Raw genomic sequence first — 15,604 nt, forward strand, 5'->3', positions numbered from 1 at the left:
GGCAACCATAAGCAGCTTGTTTTTGTAAGAGATCACATTATACGGGTTTTCCAGCTTCTCTGCCGGAACGGCGTTTTCTTTGAGTTCGCCATACCCGTCAACCGCCGATATTTCCACATGGATTGGTTTGATTAAGCGCTTAAAAATGGAAAATTGCCATTGTCGATGCGATGGTCTCATAACGAGCCCCCTTGCGCTTATTTTAATTTTTGATTATATATTACTCTTAGATAAGGTAACAATGATAAAGTTCCGACTTCACTAGCATGATTCCGACTTTGTCCAAATGATGAGACTATTAGCAGCGCACATTGATCGTTTATAATTCACATATTAAATTATCTATCAAGGTTGATTATATAGTTTGATAAAAAAAAGTGCCCACAGTTGCCTTTTATAGGCTATGTAAGCACTTTTTTTATATTCTTGCTTTAAAACTACTCATAATAATTTGTTTAAGACGATTTTGAATGAAAGTTCTCAGATTTTAGGCAAGGCCTGATAACTCAAAGTTGAAAATTGTCATATCCATTAACGTGAATCCGATTTAAGGGAACAGCGTGATACCATCTCTAGGCGGGTTTTTAATCTCGACACAGAATTTCACAAAATCGTCGGAGGAGCACACAACATACCTTTCTTTATTATGATCGCCTCTTCTGCTACTTTGAGAAAAATTGCTTAACCTTTGACCGCTCCGTCCATCAGGCCGCCGATTAGTTGCTTCTGGAACAGAAGAACAATAAGGAGTAGCGGAATAATACTGATGACCGAACCTGCCATAATAAGTTCGTAAGGCGTTCTAGCGCCAGATTCAAGCGTCCTAATCGCAAGCGATATTGTTTGCTCGCTCGGCGAGCGCAAGACGATTAACGGCCATAAAAAATTGTTCCATTGATTGACGAACGTAATAATCCCGAGACTGGCAAGCGCGGGCCTTAGGTTAGGCAGCACGATCGACGTAAATATTCTGAACTCGGAACAGCCGTCGATCCGTGAAGCCTCAAGCATTTCCGTATGAATGCCCGCGCTGTACTGACGCATGAAGAAAATGCCGAAAGCACTGGCCACATTGGCCACAATTACACCCCATGGATTGTCGATCAAGCCGAAGGAACGATAGATTTCGAACATCGGAATAATCGTAGTTTCCGAAGGTACCATCATGGAAGCCAGGACAATGCCAAACAGAATACCTTGAAATTTGAATGTATATTTTGCGAAAGCATAACCGGCAAGCGTACAGAAAAACAGAGCCAGCACGGTATGCAGAATCGCGATAAAGAAGCTATTGTACAGCACGGTACCAAACGCCCGCTCTGTGAAAAGCTGCGTGAAGTTATTCCATTGCGGATTGGCCGGAATCCACATAGGCGGATTAAGGAAAATGTCTCTTCGCTCCTTCAGCGAGGAGCTGATCATCCATAACAATGGAAATAATGAAGCAAAGGTTATGACGATCAGCAATAAATAAGCAAGCCCTTTATTGATCAAATCGCGCGGTTTAAGCGATTTCTTGGGCGAAGTTGTCGCGGTTATTGGTGCGGAAGACAAGGGAATCCCCTCCAGAAGTCTTAATCGTTATCTCTCGTTACGCGCATTTGAATGAACGTGAATATCATCATCAAGAAGAAGAACATAATGGCAATTGCGGATGCGTAACCAAAATTCAAGTTCGTAAAGCTTTCTTGATAGATGAGCAATACTGGCGTCGTCGTCGAATTAAGTGGCCCGCCCTTGGTCAAGACGAACGGTTCCGTGAACAAGCCAAACGAACCGAGCGTGGATAAAATGACACAAAACACGAGAATTTTTTTAAGAAGCGGCAGCGTGATTCGAATGAGCACCTGGAAAGGCGTAGCGCCATCTACGTAAGCCGATTCGTAGATATCCTTCGGAATACTCTGTAGACCTGCTAAAATTAGAATCATGTTATAGCCCATCCAGCGGTAAAATACCATTGCTGCTACCGATACTCGTGCCCATACAGGCGAGTCAAGCCACAATATCGACACATCAATAAGTCCGAGTTGCTTCAGAATCACGTTAATTAGACCGTTGTCTCCATTTAGCATGATCGAGAAGACGAACGCGACGGCTACGACAGCCATAATGTTCGGGGTGAAAAGCGACATTCGGAAGAAGCCCTTTCCCTTTACCCAATTTGAATTAAGCAATACCGCTACGAGCGTTGCTAGAAGCAACATAAGCGGCACGTAAATGATCATAATAATCAAGCCATTCTCGATCGTCAGCCAAAACACGTCGTCTTGGATTACGCGCTTGAAATTGTCCATGCCTACAAACGTCTTCGTCTTGCCCCCGTTCCACTGGACCATACTTAAGTAAAAAGAGTACAGAAAAGGATAGAACAAAAATATGCCGAATAGGACAAAAAACGGCGATATAAACAAGTAAGGCGCGGATTTTTGCTGCCATCTCCACCATTTGGAAGCCATTGTGCCTCATCCTCCATAAGTCAAGGGCCCAGCGAGGGCCCTTATCATTGATTTACTATTTACGGCTTGTACGGCTCCGGAGCTCGTCCGCTGTTTTCTTCAGCGTATCGGCTACCGATGAGTTGTTCAGAAAAACTTCAGCGAAAGCGTTTTTCATCAACTGATTGGCAACAGGGAAGTCAACCGTATATGATTGCGGCGCGATTTGCTCAAGTGCTTGCGTATATATTTTCCGTACCGGCTGGCCGCCGAAGTATTCAACCGGTTCAGAGAATACGGCGTCCTCATATGTCGTCATAAGCGAGGGCAATGAACCAGCGTCCTTCAACATAGTCAATTGCGATTCTTCTTTGCCCAGCATGAACTCGATGAATTTCCAAGCTTGTTCCGGATGCTTCGAGTTCGCGTTGATCGTAAGGTTCGAGCCGCCGTCATTCGCGCTTGCATATTGGTCGTCCACCGACCACTTCGGCATTTGAACGACACCCCATTTGCCAGCGCTGTCCGGATCGATCATATTTTCAAGCAAGCCATCGTACCAGGCAGCGCCGACGATCGTCGCGACTTTGCCGTCCGCGAAAGCGTTCAACCAGCTTTCCGAGAAGCCTTCGGCATCGTTCACGATTCCGTCTTTCACCATGCTTGCGTAGAATTCAGCCGTTTCGATTACTTTAGGATCATCAAGTGATACGTTGCCTTCTTTGTCAAAGTACCAAAGGCCACGCTGCCACATCATCGTTTCAAAGAAACGGTTGTTCGAACGCGTCTTCGAATCTTGGAACATGAAATTTCCCGTTTTCTTTTTGATAATGTTACCGACTTCCTTGTAATCCTCGAACGTCTTAATACGATCAGCAACCGCTTCGGGATCTGAAGGCAAGCCAGCTGATTCGAAGATATCCTTGCGGTAGTACATGACGACAGGACCGCTGTCCCAAGGCATTGCGTACACTTTTCCGTCTTTCGTCGCGTCTTCCCATTTGAACGGAACAATCTTGTCTTTGTAAGGAGCGACTTTGTCAGTTAGATCGTACAAGGAATCGATGTTAACCATTTGGGCCAGGTTGCTTGATTCAACCGCGATAATATCAGGAATTTTGTCGCCTGTGTTCGCCGCGATCAAATATTTTTGATACAGGTCGGTCTGGCTCATCAATTGATATTCGATTTCAATATTCGGATTTTCTGCTTTGAATGCTTCCATGTTCGCATCAAGTCCCATCTTGGCCGCATCCCAGATCCAGACAACCAGCTTGATTTTTTCATCTTTGCTTTCTCCACTTGTATCGTTGTTACCGCCGGAGGAACAAGCACTCAGTAGCATAATAACAGCCATCAGCAGAAATAAGGACGATTTCCATTTCTGTTTCATTTTTCTTTATACCCTCCTTTTTATGTGTGCTAGATCAGCATATAGTTTAAAGGACTGTTGCAAAACGGAAATCGGTTAGGCCTTTGGCGTTAATTTGTTCGCAGGTTGTTTTAGAGTTGCTATTTGTTCGATCTTGTCGTCGATTTGTTTTCTCGGAACTCGGAAGGCGTCATGCCCGTGTATCCTTTGAACCATTTGCTAAAATGTTTGTTATCTTCCATGCCAACCTTCTCGCCGATTAAGTTGATGCGCCAATCCGTCTGCCGGAGCAGCTCGGATGCCTTGCGCAAACGTCTGCGATGCAGAAATTCCAAGAAGCTGACGCCAAGCTCCTTCTTGAACAACGTACTGAAATGGCTGCGGCTTAGTCCGATGCTCTCCGCAAGCTGAGAGGAGACGATGGGCTCGTCCAGATGCTCGTCAATATATATGACCGCCTTCATAATAGGCGCTGATATGGCGTCCGTTCGGTATTCATATTGCCTCTCCAGCTCGGCTGTCTTCATCATCCGGCTGATCTCTTCCATAAAATCGGTGTAGAGCGACAACGTATTTGTCTTCTTCCAAACAAGAGGGCTGTCTCTATTTGCGTAATCGAGTAGCAGAAGCGTTATCTGTTCCGCATCGTAAGAAGAAACGACAACGACGAAAGGAGCACCTTCAGCATAGAAATGAAGTATCGGAGAAAAGTCTCCTCCCTCGTTAATCGCGACTTCATTATCAAACTTCCGAAGTACTTCCAGCCTCACACCCTCATTTAGTCCAAATAACGCAAACATGATGATCCCCTCGAGAGATTCCAACTCCACATGCAGTTTTATGAACCGGTTGAGCTGCTCGCTGTTGCGACCTTCGGTATACCAAGTGCGGTACATCATGTTCGTATCGTCCGCCGTCGGAGTGTTGGTCCGATTCCATTCTTCTGTAATTTTCATCAAATAACGGTCTACCGTCTCTGTATCCATTGCGGTCTTAAGCAGATACCCTGATGCACCAAGCTCCATACCCTGCTGGGCATATACGAAATCAGAATGACAGCTGAGAAACAATATTTTCACTTCTGGATTGGCTGCTTTAATCTTCGTTGCGAGCTGTATGCCGTCCATCTGCGGCATGACGATATCGGTAATGACGAGATCTGGATGATGTTTCTCGTACAGTTCCCAAGCCATAGCGCCATTCGGTGCGTTGCCGACAACTTCCATGTTCCAGCGTTTCCAATCAACGGTATGCATAAGGCCAACGCGCACAAGCCGCTCGTCATCTGCAATTATCACTTTCCTAATTTTCGTCACTAGGCTTCTCCCCTTCCTGGTAAGGCCATCTGATCTCAATAATCGTTCCCCGCTCGTCGTTTGGCTTGATGCGGATACCATATTGCTCTCCGAAATGTAACTTAATTTTCTGGTCGACATTATACATGCCAAGGCCTCCTCTTCCTTTGCGTGGAGGCGACGGCCTAGTGACGTCGCTTGGAGATTGTATCCCTTTGCCGTCGTCATAAATGCTGAGCACGATTTGGTGTCGATCTCGATACACTTCTAGTGCGATTGAACCCACGCCGTCGTCGAAAGCGTGGTAGAAAATATTTTCGTACAGTGGCTGCAGCGTCATTCGTGGAATCCAAGCGCGCTCTATGCCGGGCTCGATATCCTTTGTATACGTGAAGGAATCGCCATATCGGTAATACTGAATCTTTATATAATGGCCTATCGTCTCCAGCTCCTCCTCGAGCGGTACGAGTTCATGGCTAATATCTAAATTTTCAGACAGCAGTGCGGCCAAATGATAGATCATGCGATCGATATCGCTCCGGCCTGCCATCCTAGCCCGCCATTGAATAGCATTTAATGTATTGATGATCAGATGCGGATTGATCTGGTAATGAAGCGCCCTAAGCTCTGCATCGTTCTTCAACTTCTCCGTACGCGTAATATTCACGATCAAGCTTCGAATTTGCTCGGTCATGAAGTTGAAGCGAGCTCCTAGACGAGACAGCTCGTCCTTCCCTTTCACAACGACTGTTGCATCAAGCTTGCCACGGCTGAACTCCAGCATCGATTTGTGGAGCGAAACAATTCGCCCTGTAAAATTACCAGATAGCACTCTCGCCATAATCAATGCAACAATCAAGGAAAACAGCCCAATCAAAAAGCCGTAGTTCCGGATAACGCCCGACGACTTGTTTATCTCACTTTGCGGCAGTCTTGCTGTGATGGTCCAGCTATTTAATTCCAACGTTTCCGAGAACACATAATCATTGTCTGAAAATGTCGGCTTGTCTCTCGATTCATACACCAGAAGGCCATGCATATCGCGAATTTCCAAATACGACTTCGTATCCAGCTCGAACGACCGGAATAAACTCGTCATCGTCTTTGCATTCACATCGACCAGAATGCGACTTCCTACAGGTACGGCAGCTTGTAGATGAAGCGGAACGACGAGACTAATAAGCGGTCCGTTAGGCTGCGGCGAGCTATAATAACCTCCGGAGTGAAATCCTGACCATTGCCAAACCTGCTGTTGGTTCTTGGGGCTCGTCCACCAATCGTTCTCCAGGAGCGAGGCAGAGTTTACTTTGCGGCTACCTAATATATCGCCCTTAGGCGTAATCACGAATAATCCTTCCACTATCGGAGAGACGTGAAAGGATAGAAAATCAATGAAGCTGTTAAGCTCCAAGTATTCATGATAGGATTTCGGATTCGTACTGATTTTCTTACCTAGGGCAAGCAAATAACCTTGAATGTCTCTTGACAAAGCATCCATTTCCTTTAAGTGCATATTTGTAACGGCAACAAGTTGCTTCATCGCGTAGTGATTGTAATCCTGAAGCTGTTCGTTGACGATGTTGGCTGACTTCGAGTAGGAAAGAATGCTATGAGCGAGAAGCGGTATTAGCGTGCACATAAATATAAGAATAGTCATTTTACGCTGAATGCTGGAACTCATCAACAAGGAATTCACCGATGCCTTTCATCTATTCATGTTTTAGTAAACGTTATTTTAATTATATCGGACATTTCGACAATAATTGGGTTCATTTGTCTGATCTGAATCGTGAATATGTTTGATTTATTGTACCAACCAAATAGAAGCATAGCATAATAATATGCTTTCCTATATTTCAAGAGAGGGTAGCCATTTGAGGAGGCTACTAAAGAAATTACGTTTATCTATTTATAGATTATTTACATAAAAAAGACGACCTATGGATATCCTCTGGTACCAATACGCCTATTTCATTAATTTCAATTGCTTCACTTCCATTGTGAAGAGAGCCATGGCTCCTTGTAAATAGATAAATGCCAACACATATCTCCCCACCGCTAGCTATGAGTTGCGTAGTGCAAATTTGGTTGAAACCCTAATGAGCTCCATTATCAAGTAAATGATAAACACAATATAAAACGATAAAGATGTGTAATTTACATTGGCTTCACTTTCTCCGTATGCATGCTATTTTAAATCCTCTGAGCGCATTCTTTTAATATGATGTATAACTGTTATATTAATTCTCTCTAAAATCAATAGATGGGGTTATACCTGCATTCAAAGTTATGTTTAAAATAAAAACTTAAAACCACATAATAATGATGATAGTATTACTTACCGAACGTTCAGTATAATTTAAAAGGAGCTAATTATGAAAGAACAAGTTGTTTTGAATACTCCATTAGAGTCACTACCGGTTGGAAAAGCTTTTCTTAAGTATTTGGTTCCATCAATCTTAGGCATGCTACTTATTGCAATTAATATCGTAGTGGATGGAGTTATGGTTGGCAACAAACTCGGTTCTGTAGCTCTTGCTGGAATCGGGATTGCAGGACCTGTCTATACATTATTTATTGCGATTTCGATTTGGGTTAGTATTGGTGGAGCCACCATCTATTCACAAGCCATGGGAGCAAAACAAATAACAAAAGCAAAGCAGATTTTTTCCCAATCCATCACACTCATTGTATTGATAACTTTAGCTATTGGGATCATAGCCTTTATTTTCCGTGAACCGCTGATTTATGCACTTGGCGCAAATGATGAAACGTACCCTTATGTTGCAGCATATTTGAATATTAAATTGTTGTTCGGATTCGTATATACGTTGGAAAACACCTTGAGCGTTTTTGTTCGCAATGATGGAAGCCCTAACCGTTCCATGGCTGCACAGATAACCTTTGCATTGTCAAATATTATAATTAACTATCTTGTTTTATATGTGTTTGAGTTGGGTGTTGCTGCCGTAGCATTTGGCACCATAGTCTCTGCTTTCCTTGGCTTCTTAGTCTTACTACCTCACTTTTTCAAGAAAACGGGCAACTTGAAATTAAGAAAATTCAAATGGAACAAAAAAACTCTCTTAGCTACTTGTGTTATTGGCCTCTCAAGCTTTATTGCAGAAGTTGGTATTTCCGTTTTTACAATTTCCCACAACGTCATCTTGAAAGGGATTGGGGGGACAACTAGCGTTTCTGCATTCACAATAGTGAACTACCTTCATAGCGTTGTTTTATTAGCTTTTCTTGGCCTAGGATCCGCAATTCAACCCTTAATTAGTTATTATCACGGAGGAAAGTTTGAAGAGCGGAAACGACAAACACTGAAACTTGCAGTTTGGACTGCATTTGGCTTAGGCATATTCCTGTTAATCGTTGCCCAAATCTTCACCTCACCTATTGTTAGGATATTCGGCAACTTCTCAAATGAAGTCACAAATGTAGCCGTAAATGGGATTAAAATCTTTGTATTTGCATATGTGTTTATGGGGATCAACTTTATAATGATGACTTACTTCCAATCGATAACGCATATAAAAATGGCGATTTGGATTACTACGGCTAGGGAAATCATTTTAATGTTACTATTTATTTCGATACTCCCTCATTACATTGGGATTAACGGGGTTTGGACTGCAGTGCCATTGGCTGAAGGTATTGTCTTAATCACCATCTATGCTTATTATAAAAAGTATATTGTTGATCAATCTTCAATACTGAAAAACTCTATTAACAAAAGAAGGTGACATGTTATCAAATGAATAAACATCAACGGCAAAGCCTGCAGACAAAACAAAAACTCATTGAAGTATCCAAGGCTCTTTTTTCACAAAAAGGTTACAAAGCTACATCCATTGAAGATATAGCCGAAGCAACAGGCAATAGTAAGGGAAACATCTATTACCACTTTAGTAGTAAGGTAAAACTCTTTGAATGTATCCTTAAAAATTGGGAAATTGAATGGGACAAACGATGGGAAGAAAAAGTAGAGCAGTATCCATCACTAGAAGCGAAACTGATGGGTTTGGTCGAGCATCTGGTCGTTAATGATTTAAACCATCCTTTAACTAAAGCGACAGATGAATTTATTAATACGGAATTAGTCAAAAGCGATATGGGCATTGATATTACCAATTACTATCTCGTTCATATTGCTGAGAACCAAGAGTTATTGGAAGAGGCTATGAGGAACGGAGAAATCATAGAAGCCGATGCACAACAACTAGCCATTATTTTGGAAGCCATACTCATGGGCATACGAGAGACCCACCGTGTATATCCACAAAATGATCAACTTCAAACAGCATCTGCCGCGATTCAAATTTTCCTAAAAGGAATATCGGTACCATGAAATAAGGCAAACCTATATTGGTCAATTTTAAATAAGTATATCGAAAAGTTCCTTAGTAAGGTAAATTGATAAGAAAAAGAAAGAAGATTTTTTACCACTTTTTTGGTTTGGGTGATGATATAAAAGTTTTCAGTTTAGCAAGCGCGATCTTAATTCATAAAAATAAACGTAAGCAAGGATGCCTATGATAAGCAGTGCAAACGTGACGATTACGCCCACACTTGTCATAATTTTAGTTTTGATTGTTCTTCTCATTTCTCGCTACCACACTTCCTCCTTGTATTCCTGCGGGGTAAGTCCCGTCCACTATTTAAACACATTACTGAAATATTAGCTCGAACGGTTCCTACCTTTTCCGCAACCTCGTATACCTTGTAATCTTCTTGTCGGAGGAGTATTTCACTTTCTCCATCCGGTACCAGATTATATAATCAGTCACCGTTCGGCCAACCTCCTCCTTAAATAAATGACGGATACGATCCCCGCTCAGCGATAATTCCCTTCCTATGGTTTCCGCCGTCAGTTCCTCGTTATAGCGGTTGTGGATGTAAAGAATAACTTTACGGACTTTTCCAGAAAAGAAATTCATTAAGACGGAATCAGAAAAAATGGCATCCAGCTGCTGAATCAACCATTGCTTGATGCCCTTCAAGGTGTACCATAGCTCATTATCGGTGTTTCTTTTTGCTGACATTTCCAAATAAGAAGTCATTCCCCGGAAACCCGAAGCTGTTCGAGCAGCAAAACCAAAGCATAACAAGTCCTCTTGGGCAAATGCGGATGAAACCTTTCGTCCAGCTGGCGAAATACCTTTTCGACCCGGTTGCGGAGCGAATCGTGATCAACGTTTCCACCTATGAATTTTAGGCATTCGAAATTTCTGCTGTGCTATAATCTGTTCTCTGCCTGTTCCAATCAGGAAAGGGGATAATCCCTCCAATAGCCTGAATTACCCGGTGATATCGCTTGGTTTCCGGCATCCGTGGGGTGTCACGATAGATACGGTAGATTGACCCTGGCGTGCATTTTTCTGCAGCGCAGATGCGGCATGGTGTACCTGTCTCCAACGGACATCCTTACTGGCCATGCGGGATACGACAAAAAAAATCGTCTATTTATCCGAAGAATGTTCAATTGTCTCGATATATATGAGTCCGAAATATTCCTTGTACTGTACCAAATTCCCCTATATTGGAAATGTCGTAAACGCCTAATGGGATTCTTTGTGCTCTTATAGACCGTCTTCATAATGCGCAAAACCCAAACCCCGAGTTTAAGAGCATACTTCGGGATGTACTGGCCACGTTATGCCTCAATTGATGGAGAAATAAAGAGGAAGCTAATAAAAAAATAGTCAAAAGGGGTGTTTCAGATAGATTACCAGAATGGCAACATGATAATGAGCTGATATTTTCTTGGTCGACATCTTTTGCAGTAGTAATTAACATTATAATCAAAAAAACCGTTGGTCTTTTATCGGAGACCAACGGTTAATTATCTAATCTTTTTCATGAAGCAACTCAACAACCAACACAATGTTAATGTACAAATAAAAGCTGTAGTTTTTGGTTTAATAGTGGATTAATATCACTTTGTGAACAACAAACAAATATTACTGTTTCATTATCTGAATCTCCATACCCCACGATGTTGTAATATAGAAAAAACCGAGTGGACTTATTTCCCTAACTTTTATACCAGCTTGTTCTTTAAAATACATCAATGCCTCTTCTAAATTCGTTACTGTAATTGCCAGATGAGCTGCCCCGATATCATTGGGTGCTAGTTGAATATTCTGTTGGTCCGGCGTCGACCACTGTACCAGTTCAATTTTTCTACCTCCGTATTGCAAAAATGCTGCCCCTTCTACTACTGAATTCTCATGAACACCAAAGTACCTCTTAAAACTATCATCTTCCGCCTGCATCCGACCCGGCTGGAACAAGACTTCAAAACCCAAAATATTAGTGAAGAAATCAATGGCTACTTGGATATTGGGTACTACAAAACCCGAGTGTTCTATTGTGCCTTGAAAAATTACGTTTTTCATATCCCTAAACCCCCTTAATACTTTATGGAAATAAACGTTTTTTTAAGTGATAATTACTTCTCACATAGTTACAATTTAAACTAAATATTAAAACAATTACTAATTCAGATTATATGAATGTCTTTCAAATGATACCCTCTTCTGGATTTTTTATTCTCCGTATATAAGGTAAATTTCATATTCGATTCAAATCGTATTTATTATCTATAATAAATTGTTAACCGTAACAATTAAGATAAAACAAGTGGATCAACTGGCTTTAATGGGGAAAACTCTCCTGCATATGCCCGATGGTGAATTTCTGCTGCAGTAGCACCTAACTGTCTTGCTTCAACTAAATTTCCAGGTATAATAATATTCCCATTTGGATTAGCAGCAAACTGAGGAGATGATTTCATAAATTCTGTAGACATCTCCCAGTCTACAAAAGTGTCCGTATTTAATTCAACTATATTTTGATCCGGATCTCTGTAGTAAAAGGCAATACTGGCTCCGTGATCATTTGAAATGACAGGTTCAATTCCAATTTCCGACAAGCGAACATAAGAATCTAACAAATCATCTAATGTTTCATATTCATATGCAACATGATGGATTTTAGTATGAACATATTTTTGATCATCATCCTTCAAACCTGGAATATAGATTATCCCAATGCGGTGATTTGCATTGTCATTAGTAAGCCAAGAAGCTTTTATACCGGTGCCACTTCCGGTTGGATCTAATGATTGGAATGTTGGAGACATACCAAGTACCTTTTCGTACCAATTTTTCATTTCCTCAAATCGAGTAGTCGTAAGACCATAATGATGCAATTTAGGACGAATGATTTCTTTATTGTCCATTGATTAATTCACCTCTTCCCTTAAAAATAAATATACACCGTGTTGATTAATAATCATAGTATTCATTATAATGAAATTACCTAAGATTACAATAATCAAAGAATCGTTAAAATGTTGATTAATCATCAGTAATACCTCAATGAGTTCATAAAAATAAAAGAAAGAAGGATAGAATCATGGAATCTAAAGTTGATCGTAGAAAAATTCGCACAAAAAATCTTCTTCGGAGAGCTCTTATTGAGTTAATCGAAGAAAATGGTGTGGAAGCTATTACAGTTAGTGACATAACAAAAAAAGCAGATATTAACAGAGGAACATTTTATTTGCATTATCGAGATGTAAGTGATCTTTTAGAACAAAATAAACATGAAATCTTGGAGGGACTCAAAGATATTATTGTTAATCTTAATCTACCAGACCTATTGGTCTACGCTTCAAAAGATGAGCCTTACCCAACAATTATAAAGGTATTCGAATATTTCACCGTGCATACTGAGTTTTTTAAGGTAATTTTAGGGCCGAAGGGAGACCCTTCCTATTCTGATCAAATCAAAACTTTCATGAAAAATCAATTAATGAATAAAATCCCAGAATGGCAACCAGAGGAAAGTAAAATTATTGTGCCCCCTGGTTACTTAATAGCATTTATAACTTCAGCCAATTTGGGTATATTGCAACATTGGTTCGAAACAGGATTGAAGGAGTCTCCGGAGGAACTTGCATTAATAATTACTCGTATGATAAGTAAAGGCGTTCTCAATACAACTGGATTACTGTAATAGTGCTACACAGAAAATAGCGAAAAATGTTCATTCATGCTTCGCTTTCAATATACATTAGAAGCGAAGCAAGACACGGGCGTGGAAGAATTTTACTGTGTATCAAATCACTCTAATTCAATTCCAAAACTCCATTCAGTACAAAGACCCCTTTATTCGGGGGGTCTTAAACTGTTATTGCGAGAAGTTCGCCGCGGCACCTGCTCCAGCTATAATCATATCGAGGGAGTTTCATCCCTACGATTTGCCCCGTCAATCTCTCACAAATTAGTGAGGTAAGTAGCACTGGATGAACTTTGAGCCAATATGAAACGGACAAGCTGAGATAAGAGGCGTACAAGAGCACAACAAGCGGTATAAGTGTATTAATGAGCTGTCTTACACTCGACTTCAAATCCGTTTTTCCAAATGGGAGCTACTTCCTTTTTTAATAACTGAGCTTGCTTCGGCTTATTTCCCCCTAAATCGTGACGCTTAAGCTGACTGTGTGCCCTCATGCCTACTGTTCTGAACTAATTGTAAAGAAAAAAATCATGAGAAATCATAAACATCATAATGGGCAGCATGACATATTTCATATACGTTGGAGAAGAGCCTCTCCTCTGTTTTGATTATCCAAATGATTCATTGACGATTTTTCAACTAAAGGTTTAAAATAAAGCCCAAACTATCCGCTGAATATTAGCAAGCTCACAAGGAGGTATCATTAATGAATTGGTTCAAGCAAAAAAGGCTTCAGCCAACTCTTGTCATCCTGCTCAGCTCCCTTATTCTTATGCTCATGCTTGTAGAGGGCATCGTTCTCTATTCTTCAACTTCTGATCTGCTGTCCGAGAAAGTAAGCGAAGCCTCACTCAGGGAGCTCGAGCAGCTTAACAACGGTCTGGAGCAGCATATGCGAACCATTAGATCCGCCGCGCTTTCCATAGCCATTAACCCGGATATCATCCAGATGCTTTCCCATAGTGCAGAGCTTGATGCCTACACCCAGCTTCGCAATAACGAATATGCTACCCGGATTTTGTCCAACCTTACGAATTCACGCAATGATATTACCGAATCTTATATTATTACAGATCGCATGAATATATATAACTATTCGAATCCTAACGGCTTGTACAATAAAGAACGAGCCATTACACAAGCTTTCTGGGACAACATGAAGAGAGAGAATGATGGCTTTATTCCGCCCAGAGACAACGATATACGGACAGACGGCTCGGGAGGAAAGATCATCACTTATTTCCGTAAGCTATCGATGTCAAATGGGACAGAGCTTGGCTACATGTGTATTAATGTAAATGCCGACCGATTCTTATCCTCATTGTCTGTCCATTTTCCTGAAGCGAGCAATCGGCTCTACATTGTCGATAGCCAGGCAGTCATGTTCGCGCTCGACGGGACAGACCGTGCGGATGCGTTCTCCTCTACTCTGCGAGAATCAGCCGCTCTGAAAGACAACGGCTATGAACGGCTGAACAGAGATGGAAAAGATTATTTGGGTGTCTATACGAGTCTGAATGCATTTGGCTGGAGGATTGTAGAAATTAGCCCTTATGAGGAAGTGACGGATGGCATCAGCACAGTATTTAACAGCCTGCTCTTTGTACTAATCAGCTGTTTGATTGTAGCGGTCATAGCCGCTCTCTACTTTGCACGAAGCTTCACCTTACCGATCAAACGTCTCATCAACCAAATGAAAAAAGTTGGGCAGGGTGACTTCAACATTGAGCTGGACACGTCCTATTTCAATGAAATCGGCGAATTGAACCACCGCTTTATGCTGATGTCCCATCGAATAGAACAGCTAATGAGCAATATTGAACAGGAGCAGCAGCAAATGCGGCGGGCAGAGCTAAAGACGCTGCAGTCCCAAATCAATCCCCATTTTCTCTACAATACTCTTGATGCCATAAACTGGATGGCCATTAAACTTAAAGCGCATGATATTAGCAGAATGGCTTCGAATTTAGGCAGCTACTTCAGGCTTAGCCTTAACAAAGGCCGCGAGCTCACAACAATTCAGGCAGAGGTTGAGCATCTGCATGCCTATATCGAAATTATGTATTATCGCTATAGCGGACGCTTCGACTTTCAAGAGCAAATTGAACCAGAAATTCTCGATTGTATGATTCCCAAAATAGTATTGCAGCCGCTCGTCGAAAATTGCTTCGTACACGGTCTGGCAGATCGCAAGGGGGCTGGCTTAATTCGCTTAACTGGCCGAATAGACAATGATGATCTACTATTCACGGTAACAGACGACGGTGCTGGCGCAAATGCGAAGGCGTTAAATATAGCGCTCCAGCAGCATATCGATACAAAGGCAGGCTACGGCATACACAATGTTAACCAGCGCATTCAACTGCGCTATGGGACAAGATATGGACTATTCTATGAACCTGTATTGCAGGGAACAAACGTGATTCTAAGGCTGCCTTACAACAGGGCGATGACTGAGGAGGATTAAT

General features: G+C 41.6%; 13 protein-coding genes. 4 read left to right on the forward strand and 9 right to left on the reverse strand.

Annotated elements, in window-relative coordinates; translation table 11 throughout:
* The 6 genes from E0496_RS25775 to E0496_RS25800 all read right to left on the reverse strand — a co-directional run.
* The coding region (locus E0496_RS25775) for a hypothetical protein (protein ID WP_141504620.1) at window positions 1-180 on the reverse strand (180 nt) is incomplete at its 3' end.
* Between the two features lie 501 nt (window positions 181-681).
* Window positions 682-1,554, reverse strand: a complete 873-nt coding sequence (locus tag E0496_RS25780) for a carbohydrate ABC transporter permease (RefSeq protein WP_141504621.1) — start codon at window positions 1,552-1,554, stop codon at window positions 682-684.
* Window positions 1,555-1,574: 20 nt separating this feature from the next.
* Complete coding sequence (locus tag E0496_RS25785) at window positions 1,575-2,459, reverse strand: carbohydrate ABC transporter permease (protein WP_141504622.1); 885 nt, start codon at window positions 2,457-2,459, stop codon at window positions 1,575-1,577.
* Between the two features lie 55 nt (window positions 2,460-2,514).
* A complete protein-coding gene (locus tag E0496_RS25790) occupies window positions 2,515-3,831 on the reverse strand; it encodes an ABC transporter substrate-binding protein (RefSeq protein WP_141504623.1) in 1,317 nt (438 codons plus the stop codon).
* A 119-nt stretch (window positions 3,832-3,950) separates the two neighbouring features.
* A complete protein-coding gene (locus tag E0496_RS25795; protein WP_241674996.1) occupies window positions 3,951-5,126 on the reverse strand; it encodes a response regulator in 1,176 nt (391 codons plus the stop codon).
* The gene (locus E0496_RS25800; protein ID WP_141504625.1) at window positions 5,113-6,786 is read right to left on the reverse strand and encodes a cache domain-containing sensor histidine kinase; all 1,674 of its coding nucleotides are present in this window, start codon (window positions 6,784-6,786) and stop codon (window positions 5,113-5,115) included. Before E0496_RS25800 ends, E0496_RS25795 begins: the two co-directional genes overlap by 14 nt.
* A gap of 694 nt (window positions 6,787-7,480) precedes the next feature.
* On the opposite strand from E0496_RS25800, the gene E0496_RS25805 reads away from it, so the two are divergent.
* Both E0496_RS25805 and E0496_RS25810 read left to right on the forward strand, forming a co-directional pair.
* Window positions 7,481-8,854 carry an MATE family efflux transporter gene (locus tag E0496_RS25805; RefSeq protein ID WP_141504626.1) on the forward strand — a complete coding sequence of 458 codons (1,374 nt, stop codon included), beginning with the start codon at window positions 7,481-7,483 and terminating at the stop codon, window positions 8,852-8,854.
* A gap of 11 nt (window positions 8,855-8,865) precedes the next feature.
* Entirely contained in the window at window positions 8,866-9,459 is a 594-nt protein-coding gene (locus E0496_RS25810) for a TetR/AcrR family transcriptional regulator (RefSeq protein WP_141504627.1), read from the forward strand.
* Window positions 9,460-9,805: 346 nt separating this feature from the next.
* On the opposite strand, the gene E0496_RS25815 is transcribed toward E0496_RS25810, so the two are convergent.
* From E0496_RS25815 to E0496_RS25825, 3 genes are all read right to left on the reverse strand, one after another.
* Window positions 9,806-10,153, reverse strand: coding sequence for an AraC family transcriptional regulator (locus E0496_RS25815; RefSeq protein ID WP_206669865.1), 348 nt, complete (start codon window positions 10,151-10,153; stop codon window positions 9,806-9,808).
* A 918-nt stretch (window positions 10,154-11,071) separates the two neighbouring features.
* Window positions 11,072-11,509, reverse strand: a complete 438-nt coding sequence (locus E0496_RS25820; protein WP_141504629.1) for a VOC family protein — start codon at window positions 11,507-11,509, stop codon at window positions 11,072-11,074.
* A 230-nt stretch (window positions 11,510-11,739) separates the two neighbouring features.
* Window positions 11,740-12,354 carry a VOC family protein gene (locus E0496_RS25825; protein WP_141504630.1) on the reverse strand — a complete coding sequence of 205 codons (615 nt, stop codon included), beginning with the start codon at window positions 12,352-12,354 and terminating at the stop codon, window positions 11,740-11,742.
* 176 nt (window positions 12,355-12,530) lie between these two features.
* Here E0496_RS25825 and E0496_RS25830 point away from each other — a divergent pair, with 176 nt between their 5' ends.
* Together E0496_RS25830 and E0496_RS25835 are read left to right on the forward strand one after the other, a co-directional pair.
* Window positions 12,531-13,133, forward strand: a complete 603-nt coding sequence (locus E0496_RS25830; RefSeq protein ID WP_141504631.1) for a TetR/AcrR family transcriptional regulator — start codon at window positions 12,531-12,533, stop codon at window positions 13,131-13,133.
* A gap of 709 nt (window positions 13,134-13,842) precedes the next feature.
* Window positions 13,843-15,603, forward strand: coding sequence for a cache domain-containing sensor histidine kinase (locus E0496_RS25835; RefSeq protein WP_141504632.1), 1,761 nt, complete (start codon window positions 13,843-13,845; stop codon window positions 15,601-15,603).
* Window position 15,604: the final 1 nt, after the last annotated feature.

Origin of the sequence: Paenibacillus luteus, from assembly GCF_006542765.1 — a bacterium.
Taxonomy (GTDB): Bacteria; Bacillota; Bacilli; order Paenibacillales; family Paenibacillaceae; genus Pristimantibacillus; species Pristimantibacillus luteus.